21 protein-coding genes are annotated in these 21,036 nt (G+C 71.4%); 15 read left to right on the top strand and 6 right to left on the bottom strand.

Going from position 1 to position 21,036, the window contains the following annotated elements:
* The first annotated feature begins 166 nt into the window (after positions 1-166).
* On the top strand, positions 167-1,114 hold the full coding sequence (locus MWM08_RS15040) for an N-carbamoyl-D-amino-acid hydrolase (protein ID WP_244407316.1): 948 nt from the start codon (positions 167-169) through the stop codon (positions 1,112-1,114).
* A gap of 106 nt (positions 1,115-1,220) precedes the next feature.
* Here the strand turns inward: MWM08_RS15040 and MWM08_RS15035 are convergent, their stop codons facing one another.
* On the bottom strand, positions 1,221-2,261 hold the full coding sequence (locus tag MWM08_RS15035; RefSeq protein WP_244407315.1) for a hypothetical protein: 1,041 nt from the start codon (positions 2,259-2,261) through the stop codon (positions 1,221-1,223).
* 122 nt (positions 2,262-2,383) lie between these two features.
* On the opposite strand from MWM08_RS15035, the gene MWM08_RS15030 reads away from it, so the two are divergent.
* The 3 genes from MWM08_RS15030 to MWM08_RS15020 all read left to right on the top strand — a co-directional run bounded on the left by MWM08_RS15030 (position 2,384) and on the right by MWM08_RS15020 (position 5,573).
* A complete protein-coding gene (locus tag MWM08_RS15030) occupies positions 2,384-4,141 on the top strand; it encodes a flavin-containing monooxygenase (RefSeq protein ID WP_244407314.1) in 1,758 nt (585 codons plus the stop codon).
* Positions 4,138-4,338, top strand: coding sequence for a hypothetical protein (locus tag MWM08_RS15025; RefSeq protein ID WP_244407313.1), 201 nt, complete (start codon positions 4,138-4,140; stop codon positions 4,336-4,338). Before MWM08_RS15030 ends, MWM08_RS15025 begins: the two co-directional genes overlap by 4 nt.
* A 263-nt stretch (positions 4,339-4,601) precedes the next feature.
* Positions 4,602-5,573 (top strand): N-carbamoyl-D-amino-acid hydrolase, encoded by a 972-nt coding sequence (locus MWM08_RS15020; RefSeq protein ID WP_244407312.1) that lies wholly within the window; start codon positions 4,602-4,604, stop codon positions 5,571-5,573.
* An 11-nt stretch (positions 5,574-5,584) separates the two neighbouring features.
* Here the strand turns inward: MWM08_RS15020 and MWM08_RS15015 are convergent, their stop codons facing one another.
* Together MWM08_RS15015 and MWM08_RS15010 are read right to left on the bottom strand one after the other, a co-directional pair.
* Positions 5,585-6,160 carry a transposase gene (locus tag MWM08_RS15015; RefSeq protein ID WP_244407311.1) on the bottom strand — a complete coding sequence of 192 codons (576 nt, stop codon included), beginning with the start codon at positions 6,158-6,160 and terminating at the stop codon, positions 5,585-5,587.
* Positions 6,161-6,322: 162 nt separating this feature from the next.
* Positions 6,323-8,206 carry a vanadium-dependent haloperoxidase gene (locus MWM08_RS15010; protein WP_244407310.1) on the bottom strand — a complete coding sequence of 628 codons (1,884 nt, stop codon included), beginning with the start codon at positions 8,204-8,206 and terminating at the stop codon, positions 6,323-6,325.
* Here MWM08_RS15010 and MWM08_RS15005 point away from each other — a divergent pair.
* The 4 genes from MWM08_RS15005 to MWM08_RS14990 all read left to right on the top strand — a co-directional run bounded on the left by MWM08_RS15005 (position 8,199) and on the right by MWM08_RS14990 (position 12,458).
* Positions 8,199-9,749: a helix-turn-helix domain-containing protein gene (locus MWM08_RS15005; RefSeq protein ID WP_244407309.1), complete on the top strand. Its 1,551-nt coding sequence runs from the start codon at positions 8,199-8,201 to the stop codon at positions 9,747-9,749. The genes MWM08_RS15010 and MWM08_RS15005 overlap by 8 nt on opposite strands.
* A gap of 274 nt (positions 9,750-10,023) precedes the next feature.
* Positions 10,024-10,671, top strand: a complete 648-nt coding sequence (locus tag MWM08_RS15000; protein ID WP_244407308.1) for a hypothetical protein — start codon at positions 10,024-10,026, stop codon at positions 10,669-10,671.
* 39 nt (positions 10,672-10,710) lie between these two features.
* Positions 10,711-11,955 carry a cytochrome P450 gene (locus tag MWM08_RS14995; RefSeq protein ID WP_244407307.1) on the top strand — a complete coding sequence of 415 codons (1,245 nt, stop codon included), beginning with the start codon at positions 10,711-10,713 and terminating at the stop codon, positions 11,953-11,955.
* Positions 11,956-12,149: 194 nt separating this feature from the next.
* Positions 12,150-12,458, top strand: a complete 309-nt coding sequence (locus tag MWM08_RS14990) for a hypothetical protein (protein ID WP_244407306.1) — start codon at positions 12,150-12,152, stop codon at positions 12,456-12,458.
* A 4-nt stretch (positions 12,459-12,462) separates the two neighbouring features.
* Here the strand turns inward: MWM08_RS14990 and MWM08_RS14985 are convergent, their stop codons facing one another.
* From MWM08_RS14985 to MWM08_RS14975, 3 genes are all read right to left on the bottom strand, one after another.
* Positions 12,463-14,250 (bottom strand): ABC transporter ATP-binding protein, encoded by a 1,788-nt coding sequence (locus MWM08_RS14985; RefSeq protein ID WP_244407304.1) that lies wholly within the window; start codon positions 14,248-14,250, stop codon positions 12,463-12,465.
* Positions 14,251-14,584: 334 nt separating this feature from the next.
* Positions 14,585-15,010: a tetratricopeptide repeat protein gene (locus MWM08_RS14980; RefSeq protein ID WP_244407303.1), complete on the bottom strand. Its 426-nt coding sequence runs from the start codon at positions 15,008-15,010 to the stop codon at positions 14,585-14,587.
* Between the two features lie 315 nt (positions 15,011-15,325).
* On the bottom strand, positions 15,326-16,003 hold the full coding sequence (locus MWM08_RS14975; RefSeq protein WP_244407302.1) for an aspartate/glutamate racemase family protein: 678 nt from the start codon (positions 16,001-16,003) through the stop codon (positions 15,326-15,328).
* A 134-nt stretch (positions 16,004-16,137) separates the two neighbouring features.
* On the opposite strand from MWM08_RS14975, the gene MWM08_RS14970 reads away from it, so the two are divergent.
* Genes MWM08_RS14970 through MWM08_RS14940 form a run of 7 tightly spaced genes read left to right on the top strand, consistent with a single transcriptional unit; the run spans position 16,138 to position 20,947 of the window.
* Complete coding sequence (locus MWM08_RS14970) at positions 16,138-16,587, top strand: DUF983 domain-containing protein (protein WP_244407301.1); 450 nt, start codon at positions 16,138-16,140, stop codon at positions 16,585-16,587.
* Positions 16,580-17,050 carry a UPF0262 family protein gene (locus tag MWM08_RS14965; RefSeq protein WP_244407300.1) on the top strand — a complete coding sequence of 157 codons (471 nt, stop codon included), beginning with the start codon at positions 16,580-16,582 and terminating at the stop codon, positions 17,048-17,050. Before MWM08_RS14970 ends, MWM08_RS14965 begins: the two co-directional genes overlap by 8 nt.
* 36 nt (positions 17,051-17,086) lie before the next feature.
* Positions 17,087-17,326 carry a type II toxin-antitoxin system Phd/YefM family antitoxin gene (locus MWM08_RS14960; protein WP_244407299.1) on the top strand — a complete coding sequence of 80 codons (240 nt, stop codon included), beginning with the start codon at positions 17,087-17,089 and terminating at the stop codon, positions 17,324-17,326.
* Positions 17,323-17,715: a type II toxin-antitoxin system VapC family toxin gene (locus MWM08_RS14955; protein ID WP_244407298.1), complete on the top strand. Its 393-nt coding sequence runs from the start codon at positions 17,323-17,325 to the stop codon at positions 17,713-17,715. Before MWM08_RS14960 ends, MWM08_RS14955 begins: the two co-directional genes overlap by 4 nt.
* 16 nt (positions 17,716-17,731) lie before the next feature.
* Positions 17,732-18,817 (top strand): S-methyl-5-thioribose-1-phosphate isomerase, encoded by a 1,086-nt coding sequence (gene mtnA, locus MWM08_RS14950; RefSeq protein ID WP_244407297.1) that lies wholly within the window; start codon positions 17,732-17,734, stop codon positions 18,815-18,817.
* Positions 18,814-19,509, top strand: coding sequence for a cysteine hydrolase family protein (locus MWM08_RS14945; RefSeq protein WP_244407295.1), 696 nt, complete (start codon positions 18,814-18,816; stop codon positions 19,507-19,509). Before mtnA ends, MWM08_RS14945 begins: the two co-directional genes overlap by 4 nt.
* A 31-nt stretch (positions 19,510-19,540) precedes the next feature.
* On the top strand, positions 19,541-20,947 hold the full coding sequence (locus MWM08_RS14940) for an FAD-binding oxidoreductase (RefSeq protein WP_244407293.1): 1,407 nt from the start codon (positions 19,541-19,543) through the stop codon (positions 20,945-20,947).
* Positions 20,948-21,036 lie beyond the last annotated feature (89 nt).

Below are 21,036 nucleotides of genomic sequence, written 5' to 3'. Positions count from 1 at the left end.
CGATCGCCCTCGCCGGACGCAACGGCGCGATGCTCGTGAACCTTCAGCCGCTACGGGCCACGCGGTCCGGGACGGGCAGGAACCGGGTTGGCGTCGCGATGTTGGGGGTGGCGACGGCCGCCGGTATCTGTCTCGCGCTTCGCTTCCTGTTCAGGAGATCCTCGTCTTGACTTCCCGCATCCTTCGCATCGCCGGCGCCCAGATGGGCGGCAACCAGAAATCCGACAGCCGCGCCGCCATCCTCGCGCGCATGATCGCGCTGCTGGAGGATGCCGCGGCGCAGGGCGCTCGGCTGGTCGTCTTCCCCGAACTGCCCTTCACCACGTTCTTCCCGCGCTGGCTGATCGACAGCACGCAGGAGCTCGACACCTACTTCGACCGCGCCATGCCCTCGCCGCAGACCCAGGCGCTGTTCGACCGGGCGCGCGCGCTGGGCGTGGGGATGTATGTTGGCTACGCGGAGCTCACGCCGGCGGGGCAGCGCTTCAACAGCGCCATCACCACGGGGCCGGACGGCGCGGTGCTCGGCAAGTACCGCAAGATCCACCTGCCCGGCACGGTCGAACCGCGCGTGGGCGATCGGTTCCAGCAGCTCGAGAAGCGCTACTTCGAATACGGCGACATGGGTTTCCCCGCCTTCCGTGGACCCGATGCCTGGGGCCGCCCGGTGCTGGGGATGCTGATCTGCAATGATCGCCGCTGGCCCGAGGGCTGGCGCGTGTACGGGTTGCAGGGCGTGGAGCTCATGCTGATCGGCTACAACTCCGCCGCCTATGACCCGATGGGCGGCACCACGGAAAGCGCCGACCTGCGCACCTTCCATTCCACCATGGCGGTGCAGGCGAATGCCTACATGAACTCGACCTGGGCGGTGTCGGTCGCGAAGGCTGGCGACGAGGACGGCTCAGGCCTGATCGGCGGGTCGTGCATCATCGACCCGAACGGCATCGTGGTCGCGCAGGCGAAGACGCTCGGCGACGAGGTGATCGTCGCCGACATCGACTTCGACGCGTGCCGGCAGGGCAAGGAAAAGATGTTCAACTTCGCTGCGCACCGCCGGCCGCAATGGTACCGGCCGATCATCGACCAGGTGGGCGCGCTGCCGCCTCTCTAAAGCTGCCCCCAGGCGCCTTGGCGCGCGGCGACGCCGCGAGCGAATCGTTGGCGCGAGAAATGTCACCCGATCAGATGGTTGGGCCGGAACGGGTTGCGCTGTCGCACTATGCCTGTGCGATCCAGGCGCGCACCTCCGGCTGCGCGGCGCGCAGCCCCGCCTCCACCTCGGGCCCGTAGCGCGGGGCCGCCTGCGCCACGATCGCCGCGAGGCGACGCGCTTCGTCCGCCAACGCGGCCGCGTCCTCGGCCGCCGCCTGGTCGCCTGCCAGCGCCAGGATCTCGAGCCGCTGGAAGGCGTCGCGGATCTCCGCGACACCGCAGTGCGGGGCCGGTGTGCCCGCCGCCAGCAGCAGTGCATCGAGGCTCGAAAGCTCGACACGCAACGACCCCTCGCAGACCAGCTGCAACGCGCCGGCGATCATCAGGCCTTCCTCGAACCAAGCCTGCTCGGTCGCGAGGTCGGCGAAGGCGCCCGCCTGAAACACCGAATCCCAGGCCGCGATGCGCGCCACCAGCCGGGCATCGAGGCCCATCACGGCAGGGTCGACCGGGGCATCCGTGGCTGCGTCGCGCAGCGGCGAGACGCCGTGCGCCGGCACCAGCCGCAAGGCGGGCGGCGGCGCTCGCGGCGCGAAGGTCAACGCCGGCGCCCGCCAGGCGGCGTGGCGCAGCAACACCGCAGCACCGCCCGCGGCGATGCCCGCCACCGCGGCGACCTCCAGCGCCGCCGGTTCGACCCAGGCGTGCCACTGCCCCGCCAGGTCGGCCCAGGCCACCAGCACGCCGAAGGCCAGGTACAATGCCACGGCATGCAGGTCGGCCCGCGCCGCACCCTGCACCGACCCGCGCCGCGCCGCCGAGGCGAGCCACGCCAGCTGGAACAGCCCCGCCAGTCCGTAGAACAGCGGCGCCGTGCGCGACAGCACTGCGAGCGAGACCCCCGCGGCCAGCAGGAGCGTCGCGCCGACCATCCACCACCGCACGCGCCGGCGCTCCGCCGCCGCCCCCGCATCCCCGAGTGCGACGAGCATCTCTCCCGTCACCGCCGCGGCCACGAGATGCCGCAGCAGCACCACCGCGCCGATGGCATAGGCCAGCCCGACCGCGATGGTGATGCCGGCCAGCAGCGACGTGACGTCCATCATGCCTCCGCATCATGCCCCGCGCCTCGCCGTCGCGCAGCCCGGCGCGCTTGCCCTGCCGCGGGGTGGACCGCAAACTGGCCCGCGACCGCGCCGCGCAGACGGGCGGCGGAGGAGTTCTCGCCATGGACGGCATCCTGACCGGCAGCACGCTGGACGCCACCGCGACCGCCTGGCTGCGGGACTTCGAGGCGGCGCTGCACGGCGGCGACACGGCGGCGATCGCCGCGCTGTTCGCGGTCGAATGCCACTGGCGCGACATCATCGCCTTCGACTGGGACCTGCGCACCACCTCGGGTGCGGAGGCCATCGCCGTACGGTTGGCTGCACGCGCGCCGCGCGCGGCACCGCGGGGCTTCGCGGTCGCACCGGGCCGCACGCCCCCGCGCCGCACCACCCGTGCCGGCACCGAGGCGATCGAGGTGCTGATGGCCTTCGAGACCGCCACCGGCCCCTGCACCGGCGTCGTCCGCCTGGTGAACGAGGGCGGTGTGCCGCGCGCCTGGACGCTGATGACGGCGCTCGACCAGATCCGCGGGCATGAGGACCCGGCCGAGGGCAGGCGCTGGCAGGACGTGGATTGGAAGCGCAACTTCGGCGGGGAGAACTGGCTCGATCGCCGCCGGCGCGCAGTGGCCTACGAGGATCGCGACCCTGCCGTGCTGGTGGTGGGCGCCGCGCAGGCCGGGCTGTCGGTGGCGACACGGCTGGGTCTGCTCGGCGTCGATACGCTGGTGGTGGACCGCGAGCCGCGCATCGGGGATTCCTGGCGGCGGCGCTACCACGCGCTGACCCTGCACAACGAGACGCGGGTCAATCACCTGCCCTACATGCCGTTCCCCAAGTCCTTCCCGGTCTTCATCCCGAAGGACATGCTGGCGAACTGGTTCGAGCTCTATGCCGAGGCGATGGAGCTGAACGTCTGGACCGGCACCGAGGTCACCACCGGGTCGTGGGACGATGCCGCGCAGTGCTGGACCGTGACGCTGCGGCGCGCCGACGGCACCACGCGGGTGATGCGGCCGCGGCACGTGGTGATGGCGAATGGTGTCTCGACCACGCCGATCATGCCCGACCTGCCGGGGCTGCGGGATTTCCGCGGCGTGGTGCGGCATTCATCGGCCATGGGCAGCGGCAGGGACTGGGCGGGACAGCGCGCGCTGGTGCTGGGCACCGGGACTTCGGGTCATGACACGGCGCAGGATCTGGCGGTGTCGGGCGCGGCGGCCGTGACCATCATCCAGAACCGGCCGTCGCTGGTGGTGAGCCTGAAGGAAGCGCAGGCGCCCTACGCGCTGTACGACGAGGAGATCCCCTTCGAGGACCGCGACCTGCTGGCCACGTCATTTCCCTTCCCGGTGTACCGGCGCGCGCACCAGCGCATCACGGCGATGAACCGCCAGGCGGACGCGGCGCTGCTGGAGGGGCTTGAGAAGCGCGGCTTCAGGCTGAACTTCGGCGAGGACGATACCGGCTGGCAGGTGATGTATCAGTCGCGCGGCGGCGGGTACTACTTCGATGCCGGCTGTTCGCAGATGATCATCGACGGGCGCGTGGGCCTCCTGCAATTCGCCGACATCGACCGCTTCGTGGCCGAGGGCGCGCTCATGAAAGACGGCAGCATCGTGCCGGCCGACCTGGTGGTGCTGGCGACCGGGTATGAAGGCCAGGCGGCCGCGGCGCGCCGGCTGTTCGGCGATACCGTGGGCGATCGCGTCGGCCAGGTCTGGGGCTGGGATGCCGAGGGCGAGCTGCACGGCATGTGGCGCCCGACCGGCCAGCCCGGCCTGTGGTTCCATGCTGGCGGGCTGGCGCAATGCCGCATTTTCTCGAAGGTGCTGGCCTTGCAGATCAAGGCTCGGGAGCTGGGGATCGCCGCATGATCGAAGTGGTGCAGGACGACCAGACCGGGCATTTCCGCGTGGTGACCTATCGCGGGGAGACGCTGGGCATCACCACCACGCGGCAGGCTGCGAACGACCTGTCCGAACTCATGCTGGAAGCCTGGGAGGAAGCGATCGCCGCGGCCGCGGCGCGGGCGCGGATGAAGCACGGCGCGGCGATCATCGAGCCGCGGTGAGCCGGAGCGTCAGCGCACCGCCACCGATGCGGCGCGTCGCTTTCGGACAAATGCCCCGCACAGGTCGGCGGGGCTGCTGGACGGGGCGGATGAACAGGGTCAAAGAGCACGGAAGAAATTCCTAACACACGCGGCGGCGCTTGTCCAGCGCTCCGCGGGCGTGCCGGGTCGGGAGGTGCGGCCGCCACGACCCGCGCGGGCTTGCCGTGCGCGCGGCCTTCATGAACCCTCGTGCCGACCGTCACCGCCGGAGAGACCCCGCCATGAGCCGATCCCTCGTCCTCGCCGCCGCGCAGTTGGGCCCGATCCAGAAGGCGGAGGGCCGCGATGTCGCGGTCGGGCGCATGGTGCGGCTGCTGGAGAAGGCGCACCGCATGGGCGCGCAGGTCGTGGTGTTCCCCGAACTCGCACTGACCACCTTCTTTCCGCGCTGGTACGAGGAAGACATCGCCAACGCCGACCATTGGTACGAGACCGCGCTGCCATCCAACGAAACCGCGCCGATCTTCGAGGCCGCGCGGAAGTACGGGATCGCCTTCCACCTGGGCTATGCGGAAAAGACGCCGGACGGGCACCGCTACAACACCGCGGCCTTCGTCAGCCCGGGCGGCGACATCATGCTGAAGTACCGCAAGGTGCACCTGCCGGGGCATGCGGAGTACGACCCCATCCGCAAGGTCCAGCACCTGGAGAAGCGGTTTTTCGAAGTCGGGAACCTCGGCTTCCCGGTGGTGCGCGCGCCGGTGGCGGGGCACGAGGTGAATGTCGGCATGATGATCTGCAACGACCGCCGCTGGCCCGAGGCCTGGCGCGTGATGGGGTTGCAGCAGGTCGAGCTGGTCATGCTCGGCTACAACACGCCGTCGCTGAACATGGATAACCGGGGGTTCGAGGCGCACCACCTGCGGGTGTTCCATTCCCACCTGACCATCCAGGCGGGCTGCTACCAGAATGCCTGCTTCGCGGTGGCGACGGCCAAGGCGGGGACGGAGGACGGGCACGAGCTGTTCGGCCATTCCATCATCGTCAACCCGCAAGGGGAGATCATGGCGCAGGCGACGTCCTGGGGGGATGAGCTGATCGTCGCCGATGCGGACCTGGGTATGTGCGAGCTGGGGCGCAGCACGATCTTCAACTTCGCGGCGCATCGGCGGCCGGAGGCCTATGGGCGCATCACCGACCAGGTGGGCAGCGAGCCGCCGGTGGTGTGGGCGCCGGGGCAGGCGGCGGAGTAGCGGCGCGCGGGTCAGGACCAGCCGAGGCGTAGCGCGCGGGACATCCGCGCGAGGCCCGCGGCGCGGCGGTGCAGGCGGCGGACGCCGCGCAGAATCTCGGTAATGTCGCGCCGGGTGGCGGCGAGCAGGGTCTGCAGGGCCGGCAGCGGCGGCCTGGCGCGGAGCCGGTCTGAGAAGGCCGGGTCCGCGACCTTGTCGGGTGGGCCGGGCAGGGCGGCGGGCAGGCGGAGGCGCCGCACCAGCGCGATGAAGCGCAGGCCGAGGATGCGTGCGGCGCGGCGGCAGGCGCGGAAGATGTTTGGCGCGATCTGCTGAAGCGGGTGGGTGGGATTCAGGTCCTGGAGGGCGGTGAGGAGTTTCTCCCACAGGCCGGCGCGGGTGAGGCGGCGGAAATAGCGCGAGACGGTGTCGGGGCGGCCGAAGCGCTCGGGCAGGTCGCACCAGGGGCCAGTCCCGGAGGCCACGTGGAATATGGCGTCCATGCGAGTGCGGAGGTCGCCGATCTGGCGGCCGGCGGGAGAGCGCGGGAGGAGGTAGGGGAGGAGGGCGTGGAACTGGAGGTCGGTGAGGGGGGTGGGATGAGGCATGGGGGAAGGGTGGCACTTCTCACAGATATAAGTCAATATTCCTATTATCGTTTGCCGGTGGTCCACAGGCTTCTGGCCGGGGCGCCAGCCCGCGACGCAGGCCATCGACGCCTGCCGCCAGGGCAGGCGTCGCGCGCGGAATCGGGGCCGCCGAGGCGGGCGTCAAACTGTGATGCGCCGCCCGTCGAAGCCGGTGAAGCTGAAGCCATCGAAGGGCTCGCGCAGTGTCATTCGGATCTCGCGCAGCATGCCGATGGCGACCTCCTCGCCGATCACCATCGATGCGGCCGCATCGGATCGCCAATGGATGCCGCCCCAGTTGCGCGCGCAACCATAGTTGGTCGCAAGCTTGTTCAACTCGCCGCCGAGCGTGAGTGCGGGGCCATTGTACGGCACCAGGCGAGTCGGATCGCGCGGATCCGGTTGCACCGGATTCTCGATCACCCGGCTCTCGTCGAAGAAGGCCTTCAGCAGCGTCGCCGTGACCGAGCTGACGCTCGATGCGCCGCCCGGATAGGCGGAGAAGTTCGGTGAACCGTCAGGATAGATTTGCGACAGCAGGTGCGTCCCTTGCTTCGCCCGGGTGCGGTCCAGCGCCTCGGACCGCAGGAATGCGTCGGGCAGCGGATAGTCGGTCACGCCATTGACCAGCCTGTGGTGGGCCAGCCCGCCATAGGCCTCCGGCCGCAGCGTGCGATGGACGAAGTACTTCTGCCAGTACGCAGCGCGGATGACGTTGTTCGTTCCTTCGGAGAGCAGCGCCATGATGTGGGGCGGCCCGAAGGACGAAGCCGGATTCTGGGTGCGGAGGCTGCGATACGGGTTCGAGGCGGGTGTCGGCGGCTGCGCCCCCGGGAACATGCCGCCGAAGCGCGGATCGGGCGCGAAGGCGCCGGTGGTGAGAAGCAGCAACACCGTCGTCTGGAACAACGGGAGGTGGCGGACCCATTCCGCCAGGTCGCGGCCGGTGGCGATGTAGCGCGGCGTTGCCTCGAACTGCACGCCGCGCTGCGGCGGCTGGCCGTTCTGCGCGCGCAGCCAGTCCTCATAGGTCGTCAAGAATTCGCTTCCCGGCGTTGCGGGGCGGATGCGCGCGCTGATCCACTGCGATCCGAAGGGTACGTCGCGCAGCAGGAACTGCGAGACCATCGGCCCATCGAGGACCCCGGGCGGCGTCGCCACCCGGCCCCGCGGGTCCGCGGCGTCGAAGTAAAGGGCCGTGCCGCGGAACAGCGTTGCCGGCGTGACGCGGCCGCCCGCCTTGGGGCCGCGGAAATCACCCAGGCGGCTCAGCTCGCCGCAGGCCGCCAGCACGTCGCGGTTCTCGGTGGCGTCCTGGTATTCGGCGAGCGGCACGTCTCGCAGCAGCGCGTGCCAATAGGCCTCGACCGCCTCGCCGGCGCGCTCCGCGCTGGTCAGCGTGGGCGGGGCCGGGATCGCGATCTGCGTCGGATCGAGGCCACAGAAGCTGACTGCCAATGTGCCGAGCGGATTGCCGAGCCGGCGCACGCCACCGAGCGGCACCTTCTCGAAGTCTGCCGATTCACCCGACTGGCACGCCACCACGTACGCGCGCCATGCGGCCGGATCGACTTCTCCGCGTTCGTTGTGCGGCAGGCTGCGCGTGTCCGAACCGATGGCGTTCGGATAGCGCGCCTCATCCCCATTGGCGGGGTGGGGCGCGATCGGGATTGCGCTGGTGGCGCGCACGCAGGACGCACGAATCTCCGTCGCACGGCGATGCACCAGCGCGTCGATCGGCCGCGCCGTCGTGCCGTTCGCGGCGGGCTGGGCCTTCGCGCCGGTCACAACCGCCGGATGTGCCGTTGCCAGCGTGGCGGCAACGCCTAGTCCCACGCCGCCGAGCAGCGCACGGCGCTGGAAATCCGCTTCGATGCGAGTCATGGTTCGGGCCTCCCGCTCAAGTTTCGGTGGCTCGATACTCTCCGTGCATTGGTCGCCGGTCTGGCCGGAATTCGGCACACTGTCCGCAATCCGTCGTTTGATGTGACTATCAGAGGCGAGGGGGAGGAGTGCGATGACCAACAGGCAACGCCACCCGCCGCACCCCGCGAGCACCGCCGACGAGGGCGTGGCGCCTGCAGCCCTGCGGCAGGCTCTGCATGCGATCCGATCGGCGCTGGCCGCCGATTCCGCTGCCTCGGTGCCGGTCGCAACGCTGGCCATGGCCACAGGCGTTTCGCAAAGCACGCTTGCGCGCAGCTTCCGCCGCGCGCTTGGCGTCACACCGCAGGCCTTTGTGCAACACCTGCGGCTGGAAGCGGCGCGGCGCACGCTTGCGGCGGGCGAAACCGTCTCGGTGTTGGAAGCGGCGCTGCTGCACGGCTTCACGAATCCCGGGCGCTTCGCGATGGCCTACGCGCGCGCTTTCGGCGAGCGACCTTCGACAACCCATCGGCAATCCGTCGCGGCACGGGGCGGCGCGCGGCTGCCGCCAGCCCATTGCATCGGGGTGATTGCCTTGCGCCCGATCGAGGCGACGACACCTCGTGACGTCGCGAATGCGCGCCGCAGTACGAATGAACTGGCTGCCGCGATCTGCCGCCGCCGCGATCTCGTGCTCAGCGACGACAGCTCTGGCCAACGGCCTGGCCGGACCGTGCAATACCGGCTGCAAGGTAGGCTCGATGGCAACACCATCGTGCTGGAGCTGGTGAATCCGCTGCGCGGAGCCGTGGCGTGGACCGGCCGGCCGTCGCTCGCACGCCGCGAGCGATCAAGCTGGGCTGAACGCTGCATCGCGAACGTCTGGGCGGCCATCGAGGCCGAGCACGTGGCGGTGGCTCGACGCGTGCCGCGCCAACACGCCGATCCCGATACGCTGTTTGCCCGTGCACGCGCGGCAGCCCGAACCACGGACATCGGGGGGGTCGCCATCGCACTCGATCTGCTCAACGATGCACTGCACCGCGATCCAGCGCATGCGCGGGCACATGCGCTCGCCGGACGGTGCCTGGGGCAAAGCGCGATCCACCACTTCACGCACGATGCGGCAGACCCATTGCGTCGGATGGATATGCATGCCGCACGCGCCCTCGCGCTGGCTCCGGACGACCCCGAGGTGCTGACCATGCTCGCCGCGGTCAAGAGTTTCGATCGCAACGGGCTGGACGAGGCGGAACGGCTTTGCCTTGCGACGCTGGCGCTCGATCCTGACCAGCCCGATGCGTGGCGCCGCCTGGCATGGGTCCACAACTACCGTGGGGACTGGAGGCGAGGGCTCGAGGCGTTTCGCCATACGCATCATCGGTGGCCCGACGGGTACGATGGCGCGCTTTCGCTGATCGGCGTCGGGGTCGCGTGTTTCGGGCTTGGTGATTATGCACGTTCGGCGCGCGCGCTCACACGCGTCGTCGAGCGCCAGCCCTCCTTGAGGTGGGTCCACCGATACCTGACGCCGGCAGCGGTCCATGCCGGCGCGACCGGGGTCGCGCGGAATTCGATAGAAGCGCTGCGGCGTGGATTTCCACACCTCCGCATCGGCGATTTCCAGACACTCGACATCATGCGCGGAGAGGCCCTTGTGCGCATGGAGGAGGGGCACGCGCGGGCAGGGTTGCCTTACTGACCATTGCCGGTGTGGCGCCGGCATCCGGGCGGTGCCCTGCGTGCTGCTCCTGTCTCTGAGTCGCTTTCCAGCCAGAGGATGTCGCCGGGACATCGCTTCCGTCCCCCCTGCCGTCCTCAGCGGCAGGCCGCACACGAAGCCCGACGTATGAATCAGCCTGACTTCTCCCCGGGCCGTCGCTGTGATCCGCATCGCATCCCCGACCCCGCCCCCCTGCCATCTTCCCCCTCGCCATACGTCTCGCGCACGCCGCGTCCCAACCAGGAGCACGCACATGCTGAGGGCAACACTCGTCACCCTGGCCGCACTCGGCGTCGCGCTTACCGCGCACGCCCAGCCCGAACGCGGCCCCGCCACGCCGGCGCCACAGACAGAAACCATCACCGACCCCGACGCCATCGCCGCGCGCCTGCGCTTCTGGGCGACCGACAGCGGCGACCCGGTCTATTTCGGCGAGGTCCGCAACGTCGATGCGCGCTCGCGCCGCGTTCTCGGCCACTACCAGTGCCTCGCCATCGCCTTCATCCGCTACGAGGCCGGCGTCTTCCACTACTACCACAAGATGTGGGCGCGCGACGCCAGCGGGTCCTGCCGCTACGACGACGTGACGTCGCGGCGCGTCGGTAATCGCGGCCTGTGCGTGCGGGACAACGAGGCCAGTGGCCCCCGCGCCCCCGCCACCGCGCGGATGACCAAGGACAATTTCGACTGGCAGAACGGCCGCTTCCGCACCATCGACACGCGCGCGCGGCGCGTCGGCGAGACCGCCGCCTGCGTGCCGCCGAACGGCGCGGCCGCCGGCCTGTTCTCGCTGCAGATCGTCGATGGCCGGTTCCGCCTCATCACCACCCGCCCGCTCAGCTACGAGTTGAACATGGCGCCGCAGGACCCGCGCAGCCCGCCAGCGGCGCCCGTCTTCTGAACCGTCCGCCGCCAACGCCGCGCCACGAAGGGGGATCGCATGAGCTTCCTCGCCGCCCTCGATGCCCTGCCGCCCAACGACCCGGCGCGTGCGGGGCTGTTCATGCAGCGGCTGCGGGCGGATTGGCGCGCGCTGTTCGCCGAACTGCGCGCCGACCGGCCGGTGCTGCCGCTGCCCATCTTCACCGTGGTCAGCCGCTGGACCGACGTGGTGGACGTGCTGTCGCGCAACGAGACCTTCCGCGTCACCTATGCGCCGATGATGGACCCCTCGGTCGGGCCCTACATGCTCGGGCGCGACGGGGCGGAGGAGAACTGGCGCGACAAGTCGGTCATGCGCGCGCTGATGCGCTGGGACGACGTGCCAGGCATCCGCGCGCTGGCCGCGGCGGTGGCGGCGCAGGCGCTGGCCGCGACCGCCCCGCCGACGGTCGATGTGGTGCAGGCCGTTTCGCGCCTGGTGCCGCTGCGCGTAGTGCAGCGGTGCTTCGGGTTTCCCGGGCCGGATGATGCGATGCTGCGCTGGTCCTGGGCCAGCCAGGCGGACATGTTCCACAACATCGCCAACGTGAAGGCGCGGCACGATGCCTGCGTGCAGGCGGGTGCCGAGATGCGCGCCTGGGTGCGCGACTTCCTTGCGGCGCGCCAGCCCTGGGCGCAGGCGGCGGGGGAGGACACGGTGTCGCGCCTGCTGCGGCTGACCGCCGGCGGGCTGTCGGGCCTCGACCCCGAACAGGTCGTGAGCAACATCTGCGGCTTGCTGGTCGGCGCAATCGAAACGTCGTCGCAGGCGATCGTCAATGCGACCGAGCAGATCCTGCTGCGCCCGGAGGTCGCGGCCCGCGCGCTGCGCGCCGCCCGCGGCAACGAGGAAGCGGTCCTCGACGCGATCGTGTGGGAGGCGCTGCGCTTCAACCCGATGACGACCTTCGTGATCCGCACCACGGCCACCGATGCCGTGCTCGGCCCGGGCACGCCGTATGAGACCGCCGTGCCGGCCGGCACGCGGGTGGCGGCCGGGATCGGGTCGGCGATGTTCGATCCGGGCGTGTTCCCCGAACCGGACGCGTTCCGCGAGCGGCGGCGGACCGCCTACCTGCATACCGGCTTCGGGCCGCATGAGTGCCTCGGCCAGTTCGTCGCCTACGCCATCATCCCGGAGACGATCCGCCAGATCCTGCTGCTGCCCGGGCTGCGGCTGCGCGAGGGGGAGGGGAGCCGGGTCGACTTCGCTGGCGGGCCGTTTGCCGAGCATTTCGTGCTGGCCCACGGCGCGGCGGCCTGACGGGACCGGATGGCGGCCGCGACTGGCTGCCCCGCCGACGCCCGCGCCTGTTCGATCCCCGCCGCCTTCGCGCGCCGGTCGCGGCGCTTCGGTCGGCCGGGCAGGGACATGCCGCCGGGCTTTCCGCCGATCGCCGACTTCGGCGATTCCGCCGGCGCGCTCCAGGCGCTACGGTCACGCTCATGACCGTGAGAATGAACCGTCCCATGCGCCGCTTCCTCCTGACCGCCCTCCTGCTCTCCGCCGCCTGCGCGCAGCAGGCGCCCATCCCCGTCAGCTACGTTCCGCAGGCCGCACCCCCGGCCGCCGCCGGCACGCCCGAGGAACAGGCGGCCCGCCGCCTCGACCGCGCGCTGGGGCAGGATGCGCGGCGCGACCGTGCGCAGGCGGCCGACCCCTATGCCGGCTCCATGGCCGGGACGCCCACGCCCGGCACCGACATGGAGATCGGCGGCGGCGACGCGCCGCAGACCACGCCGCAGATCGCCATCCCGTTCCAGTGAGGCGTCAGGCGGCCTCGGCCAGCCCCATCGCCTGGCGGCGGAACAGCCCGGCATAGATCCCGCCCTCGCGCGCCAGCAGTGTGGCGTGCGTGCCCTCCTCCGCGACCTGCCCGCGGTCGAAGACCAGGATTCGGTCCATCGCCCGCACGGTGGACAGCCGATGCGCGATGACCAGCGCGGTGCGGCCGCGCAGCAGGCGTTCCATCGCGTCCTGGATCAGCGCCTCGCTTTCGGAATCGAGCGCCGCCGTCGCCTCGTCCAGCACCAGGATTGGCGCATCGGCCAGGAAGGCGCGCGCGAGGGCGATGCGCTGGCGCTCGCCGCCCGACAGCTTCACGCCGCGTTCGCCCACCAGCGTGTTCATCCCGCGCGGCAGGCGCGCGATGAAGCCATCCGCATGCGCCAATTCGGCGGCGCGACGGAGTTCGGCCTCGGTCGCGCCGGGCCGGGCATAGGCGATGTTCTCCGCGATCGACCGGTGGAACAGCACCGGTTCCTGCGCGACCAGCGCGATGGACCGGCGCAGGCTGGCCTGCGTGACGTCGCGGATGTCCTGGCCGTCGATGGTGACGCGGCCCTCGGTCGGGTCGTGGAGGCGCTGCAGCAGCTTCACCAGTGTGGTCTTGCCGGAACCGGAGTGGCCGACCAGGCCGATGCGCTCGCCACCCGCGATGCGGATATCGAGGTCGCGATAGAGCGGCGTGGCGTGACCGCCGTAGCGGAAGCCGACGCGCTCGAAGGCGATGCGGCCCTGCGTGACCTGCAGCGCGGGGGCGGCGGGGGCGTCGGCAATGGCCGGCGTGGCGGCCTCGAGCGCGACCGCGTCCTCCAGTTCGTTCACGCTGCGCTGCAGGTTCGAGATGTGGTAGCCGGCATCGCGCAGGTAGCCCTGCACCACCAGGAACATGGTCAGGGTCGCGACCACGTCGCCGGCGCTGGCCTGGCCCAGGTGCCACAGCAGCAGCGCGGCGCCGAGCACGCCGGCGCGCAGCACCAGCAACGAGGCATCCTGCAGCGCATTCGCCGCGGTGCCGCGATTCCAGGCGCGCAGCGTGCGCCCGCGCCAGCGGCCGAGCAGGCGGGCGAGCAGCGCATCCTCCCGCGCTTCGGCGGCGAAGGATTTCACCACCGCGTTGGCGCCGATGGCATCCGCCAGCGCGCCGCCCAGACGGCTGTCCCAGCCATTCGACAGGCGCGAGGCCGGCGCCACCCAGAGCACCGACAGCGCGGCCGTCAGCGCGAGATGCGCGAGCGCGCCCACCAGCACCACCAGGCCAAGCCAGGGCGAGACGAGGGCGAGCATCGCCGCCGAGCCGAGCAGCACCATCACCGAAGGCAGCAGCGCCAGCAGCACCGTGTCGTTCAGCAGGTCGAGCGCCCACATCCCGCGCGAGATCTTCCGGACCGTGGACCCCGCGAAGGTGCCGGCATGCCAGTCGGCCGACAGCCGCTGCACGCGCGCGAAACTGTCCTGTGCGAGGCCGGTCATGTTGCCGAGCGTCAGGCGGATCACGGCGCGGATGGCGGCGTAGCGCAGCACGGCCATCAGCGCGCCGAAGCCGAGCATGGCGGCGAGTAGCCAGGCCGCGGTGGCGGCGGCGCCGGGCGCGCCGCCGGCGACGGCATCGGTCAGCCGGCCGGCGAGCAGCGGCATCGCCACGTCGCACAGCACGGCGGCCAGCATGAGGCCGGTGGCGAGCGGTGCGGCGCTGCCCTCCCGCCGCCAGCGGGCCAGGAGGAAACGGAAGGTCGCGCGGAAGGGCTCCGCGCGCAGGGTGGTGGTCTCGGTCATGGATCGGCGCGCGGCGCAGCCGCGTCCTTGTCAGGGCGTGTCGGGGCGGCGCGGTCCGTCGGGACCGGCGCCGGTGGGCGCATCGTGGGGCGAGCGCGCGGGAGGGGTCGGCGCCGGCGCGGGGCGGCCCGCATGGGTCGGCACACGGCCAGGCCGGACGTGTCGCCCGGCCGGCGGCATGCAGCCGCTCGGGGCCTGCCTAGAGGCCGGGGTGGCGCAGCCGGGGAGCGCCGGCTGGCACGGGTTCGGTCATGCGGCGCTCCTTTCCCTTCGATGTTGCGCTCCCGGAGACATGGGAAACCGGGCCCGGCGGATCAAGCCGGGGGCCGGCCGGTCAGCGGCGCGCGGCGATCTCGCGCGCCAGTTCGTCGCGGGCGGGGCAGCCGGTCGGGCAGAGGGCTTCGAGCCGACGCATGTTCGCCTCCGCCCGGTCGCGCCGGCCGGTCTGCAGGTACAGCACGCCCTGGTAGGCGAGGGCGGGCAGGTGCGCGGCGTCGCGGGCGAGCGCCTGGTCGTAGCGGGCCTCGGCCTCGGCATGACGACCCGTACTGCGCAGCGCGAGGGCCAGGTAGGTGAGGATGTCCGGGTCGCCGGGCAGGCGGGCGAGCACCGCTTCGAGCATGGGGACCGAGAGGTCGTAGCGGCCGGTCTCGGCGAGGCGGATGGCCTCGCGCGCGATCGGGTCGCCCGGCGGGTCCGCAGGCGGGACCGCGCCGGCGGTGGCGGGCAGCAGGGCGGCGAGGAGGAGCAGGCGGCGCATCACCGGCGAAGTCTGCCATGGCGGCATCGCGCGCGGGGCGACGTTGTCGTGACGATGATGTGCGCGGGCTGCCGTGCCGGTATCGATGGCGGTGGCTTGCGCCGGGGTGGCGACGGCCCGCGCCGGCGTGTGCCGACGCCAGCGAGAGGGGCGGTGTCGCGGCGCCGGCGATCGGAGCACGGGCAGGCAGCGGGCAGGCCGGACGCGGTCGTGACGCTTCGGGCAGGGTCAGGTCGCGTTGCCGGCGCCGCCGTCGGCGTCTTGGCGCCACCGCCGCACAGCGCGCCTGTTTAGATAGTCGCGTCGCGCAGGCCGTTATTCGGCCGCGAGTCGCATCCCCGCGCCGCGCGCCGCGACGACCGACAGGATCGCCTGCGTCACCGCCGCCTGGCAGGGTTCGATCACCGGCACGCCGCAGGCCTGTTCGGCGAAGGCGCGGTGGCCGGCCATGCCGGCGCAGCCGAGGATCACCGCCTCGGCACCCATCGCGACCAGTTCCCGCGCGGCTTCCGCGAGGCGGGCGCGGGGCGCGACCGGGTCGGTCAGCACCTCCATGTCGAGGTTGAGCGGGATGGTGCCGGCGAGGCGCGTGTCCACGCCCATGGATTGCAGCGCGCGGCGCTGACGCGGCTTCGACTTGTCGGTGAAGGCGATGATGCCGAAGCGCTCGCCGCGCATCATGGCGGCGGCGACGGCGCAGCGCAGCGGGCCGAAGACCGGGCGGTCGGTGACGGTGCGCACGGCTTCCAGCCCGGGGTCGGAGACGCAGGCGATCACGTAGGCGTCGGCGGCCTCGCTCTCGACCATCCGGCACAGGGGTTCGGCCACGCCGTACCAGTCGCGCCACGTCACGATCGCGCCCGGGCTGTCCGGCAGGCGCGTCACGTCCAGGCGGGGCAGGCCCGGCGCGGCGAAGGGCGCGATCGCGGCGGCGATGCCGTCCGTGCAGGACAGGCTGGAATTGGGATTGATGACGAGGATGCGTTCGGCCATGACCCATGTTGACGCCGCGCCGGTGCGGGCATCAAGCCCCGTTGGCGTGACGGTGCTTGAAATCCGTCCGGCAAGGGTGGATTGTGCTGCGTTGCACAATGGGCGCCGCGAGAGTGCCCGCGAAAGGAACGCCGATGCCCCAGGGTCCGGTGCGGGATGCGCCCGTGGAACCCATGTTGCACGTGCCGGCCGGCGTGGCGCTGTTGCGTGGCGCGATGGGGCGGTGCCCCGCCTGCGGGCAGGGCCGCCTGTTCAGCGGCTACCTGCGGGTGGTCGATGAATGTTCGCACTGCCATGCGCCGCTCGGGCGCATCCGCGCCGACGACGCGCCGCCCTATTTCACCATCTTCCTGGCCGGGCACGTGCTGCTGCCGGGCGTGTTCCTGGTGGAACGGTTCTGGCGGCCCGAGATGTGGGTGCACATGGCGATCTGGCTGCCGGCCTTCGCCATCGTGTGCACGCTGCTGCTGCGCCCGGTGAAGGGGGCGGTGGTGGCGTGGATGATGCGGCTTGGCCTCACGGGGGACGAGCAGGGCGCGCCGGTGGTGGTGGCGCCGACGCGAAGGCCCGCGCCCGATGCCTGAACAGCGCCTGGTCCGGATCGAACTGCCGGAGGAACCGCCGGCGCCGTCGGTCTATGCCGAGGCGGATCGCCGCCAGGCGATCGCGGACCTGCTGACCGGCAACCGCTTCGACCCGCCGAACCTGCCCAAGGGGCCCTATGCGCTGGCGGTGTCGGTGCGCGAGGGGCGGCTGGTGTTGGACATACGCGATGTCGACAACCGGCCGCTGCATGTGCTGGCGCTGGCGCTCGGTCCGTTCCGGCGCCTGATCAAGGACTACCACATGGTGGTCGAGGCGCATGAGCAGGCGGTGGCGGAATCCGGCCCGGAAAGCCGGGTGCAGGCGATCGACATGGGACGGCGCGGGCTGCACAACGAGGGTGCGGAGCTGCTCCAGGCGCGGCTGAAGGGGCGCATCGACGTGGACTTCGAGACGGCGCGGCGGCTGTTCACGCTGGTCTGTGCGCTGCATCAGCGGATTTGAGTGGACTAGATGGACTTAGTCCATCAGCTTTCCGATATGTCCACGCTGAACATCCATGACGCCAAGACGCATTTCTCCCGCCTGGTCGACCGTGTCGGGGCCGGGGAGAGCGTGGTCATCGCCAAGGCAGGCAGGCCCGTGGCGAAGCTGGTGCCGCTGTCGGCCAGCGACGCGCCGGCGAAGCGCATCGGTTTCCTCGCCGGCGCCTTCGCCGTGCCCGCCGATTTCGACACCATGGGGCAGGCCGAGATCGAGCGGCAGTTCGGCGGCGCGTGAGCCTGCTGCTGCTGGATACGCATCTGCTGCTGTGGGCGGCGCTGGACGATGCGCGGCTGACGCCCGGAGCCCGCGCGCTGATCGAGGACCCGGCGCATGACCTGCTGTTCAGCGCGGCGTCGATCTGGGAGGTGGTGGTGAAGGCCGGTCTGGGCCGCACCGATTTCACGCTGGATGCGCGCGTGCTGCGCGGCGGGCTGATGGCGGCCGGGTATCGCGAGTTGCCCATCACCGCCGAGCATGCGGTCGCGCTCATGCGCCTGCCGCCGCTGCATCGCGACCCCTTCGGCCGCATCCTGCTCGCCCAGGCCGAGACCGAGGGTGCGACGCTGCTGACCGCCGACCGTGCGCTGGGGCAGTATCCCGGCCCGGTGCGGCTGGTCGCCTGACACCACGGAGAGGCGCATGAGGATCGACGGCGTATGGCACCGCAGCGTGCGGATCGACGAGGCCGATGGCTGGTCGGTGCGCATCCTCGACCAGACGCGGCTGCCCTGGGCCGTCGAATGGCTGCGGTTGGTCGATGAGGATCAGGTGGCGCACGCCATCCGGTCCATGCAGACGCGCGGGGCGCCGCTGATCGGCGCGACGGCGGCCTATGGCGTTGCGCTGGCGATGCGGCGCGATCCTTCAGCGCTGGAGGGCGTTTGCGCAATGCTGGCGGAGACCCGCCCGACGGCGATCAACCTGCGTTGGGCGATCGACCGGATGCTGGGCGCGCTGCGGAACCTGCCGGTGCAGGACCGTACGGCGGCGGCCTATGCCGAGGCCGCCGCCATCGCCGACGATGACGCCGCCACCTGCGAGGCGATCGGCCGCAACGGCCTGCCGCTGATCGCGGAGATCGCGGCGCGCAAGCCGCGCGTGAACATCCTGACGCATTGCAATGCCGGCTGGCTCGCGACCGTCGATTGGGGCACCGCGCTGGCGCCGATCTACATGGCGCATGATGCCGGCATTCCCGTGCATGTCTGGGTGGACGAGACCCGCCCGCGCAACCAGGGCGCGGCGCTGACGGCCTTCGAGCTCGGCGCGCATGGCGTGGCGCATACGGTGGTGGCTGACAATGCCGGCGGGCACCTGATGCAGCACGGGCAGGTGGACCTGGTCATCGTCGGCACCGATCGCGTCACGCGCACCGGCGACGTCGCGAACAAGATCGGGACGTATCTCAAGGCGCTGGCGGCGCGCGACAACGGCGTGCCCTTCTGGGTCGCGCTGCCGCATTCGACGCTGGATATGCGCGTGGGCGACGGTGTCGCGGAGATTCCGATCGAGGAACGCTCGCCGGCCGAGGTCACGGACCTGACCGGCCGCACCGCGGATGGGCGCATCGAGACCATCCGCGTCGCCGCCGCCGGCAGCCCCGCCGCCAACCCGGCCTTCGACGTGACGCCGGCGCGGCTGGTGACCGGCCTGATCACCGAGCGCGGGCGCATCCCCGCGACACCGGACGCCATCGCCGCAATGTACCCGGAGAAGGCGGCATGACCGGCTGGAAGACCGCCTGGCGGTCCTTCTACTACGACGGCGCGCCCGAGGCGCCGGACCCGGTGCTGGTGAAGGGCCGCGTCGCGCTGCTGGTGATCGACGTGCAGAACACCTACCTCGCACGCCCCGACCGCAGCGCGCTGACCCCCGCCGAGGCGGCGCGCGACGCGGGCTGGGATGGCTTCCACGCGCGCATGCACGGTCTGGTGATTCCCACCATCGCGCGGCTGATCGAACGCTTCCGCGCAGGGGCGGGGCCGGTGGTCTTCGCGCGCATCGCGTGCCTGACGCCGGACGGGCGCGACCGCTCGCTCAGCCAGAAGAAGCCCGGCTGGAACGACCTGTTCCTGCCGAAGGACGAGGAGCCGTCGCAGATCATCCCCGCGCTGGCGCCGGCCCCCGGCGAGGTGGTGGTCACCAAGACCACCGATTCCGCGCTGACCGGGACCAACCTGCGCCTGGTGCTGCACAACATGGGCATCACGCATGTCGCCTGCTGCGGCATCTTCACCGACCAGTGCGTGAGTTCCACCGTGCGGTCCCTGGCCGATGAATCCTTCGACGTGATCCTGGTCGAGGACGCCTGCGCCGCCGGCACGATGGAACTCCACACGCGGGAGGTGGAGATCCTCAACCGGATCTATTGTGAAGCGATGCGCGCCGAGGACCTGGTCGGCTACCTGCCCGCTTGACCGGGCGCGCGGCGGGCGCAGGATCGGGCCCATGGGAACGATCCAGCACCTCGCCGCAACGCTCGGCGCGAACAACTGTCTGACGGCGGAGGAGGACCTCGCGCCCTATGCCGTCGATTGGCGCGGGGCCTATCGCGGCACGCCGCTCGCCGTGCTGCGGCCCGGCAGCGTGGCGGAGGTGCAGGCGGTGGTGCGGGCCTGCGCGTCCGAGGGCCTGGCCATCGTGCCGGCCGGCGGCCGCACCGGGCTGTGCGGCGGCGCGGTGGTGGCGGAGAACGGGCCGCCCGCGGTTGTCCTCAGCCTCGAACGGTTGAACCGCATCCGCGATGTGGATGCGCGGGACTTCTCGTTGGTGGCCGAAGCCGGCTGCGTCATCCAGACCGTGCAGCAGGCGGCGGCCGCGGTGGATCGGCTGTTCCCGCTGTCCTGGGGCGCACAGGGTTCCGCCATGGTGGGTGGTGCGCTGTCGACCAATGCCGGCGGCATCCGCACGCTGCGCTGGGGCAACGCACGCGACCTGGTGCTGGGGCTTGAGGTCGTGCTGCCGGATGGGCGCGTGCTCAACGACCTGCGGCGCGTGCGCAAGGACAATTCCGGCTACGCGCTGCGGCACCTGTTCCTGGGCGGGGAGGGCACGCTCGGCGTCATCACGGCCGCTGCGCTGCGCCTAGTGCCGTCGTTGAAGCGTGTCGAGACGGCCTTCGTCGCGGTGCCCTCGCCGGACGCCGCGCTGTCGCTGTTCTCGCGCATGATGGCGAGCGGGGCGGAGGTGATCGCCTTCGAACTCATCATCCGCCGCTGCCTCGAGATCGTGGAGGTCATGGGCAACGGGCTGCGATCCCCGCTGCCGGTCGAAAGCCCCTGGTACGTGATGGTGGAGATCGCCGCCGCCCACCCCGCGGTGCCGCTGCGCGAAATGCTGGAAGACACCCTCGCCGCCGCCATGGAAGCGGCCGAGGTGACCGACGCCGCGCTGGCCGACAGCGAAGCCCAGCGCGCGACCTTCTGGCGCATCCGCGAGGACTGGCCCGATTGCCACCGCCGGCACGGGCCCTCGGTGAACGCGGATACCTCGGTGCCGGTCTCGGCCGTGCCGGAATTCTGCAGGCGCGTGGGCGAGGCCTTCGCCCAAGGCTGGCCAGAAGGCGGGTTCATCGCACTGGGCCACGCCGGGGACGGCAATATCCATGTGAGCCTGGACGCGCCGCCCGGCATGTCACGCGAGGCATGGCGCGCGCGCGCCGCCGGCGCCGAGGCGGCGGTAAACGCCATCGCCGTGGAACTCGGCGGGTCGTTCTCGGCCGAACACGGAATCGGGCAGTCGAAACGCCACGCCATGGCCCTGCACAAGGACAGCGTGGCACTGGACCTGATGCGCGCGGTGAAGGGGGCGATCGACCCTGGGGGCGTGATGAACCCGGGGAAGATGCTGCCGTGAGGGGCGGGTGAGGGGGAGGGCTCTGCCCTCCCCGGACGCCTCCCGCCCAGGGGGCTATGGCCCCCTGGACCGCGGAGGTTTAGTCGGGG

Origin of the sequence: Roseomonas fluvialis, assembly GCF_022846615.1 — a bacterium.
Taxonomy (GTDB): domain Bacteria; phylum Pseudomonadota; class Alphaproteobacteria; order Acetobacterales; family Acetobacteraceae; genus Neoroseomonas; species Neoroseomonas fluvialis.
This window is presented reverse-complemented; position numbering and strand designations above follow the sequence as displayed.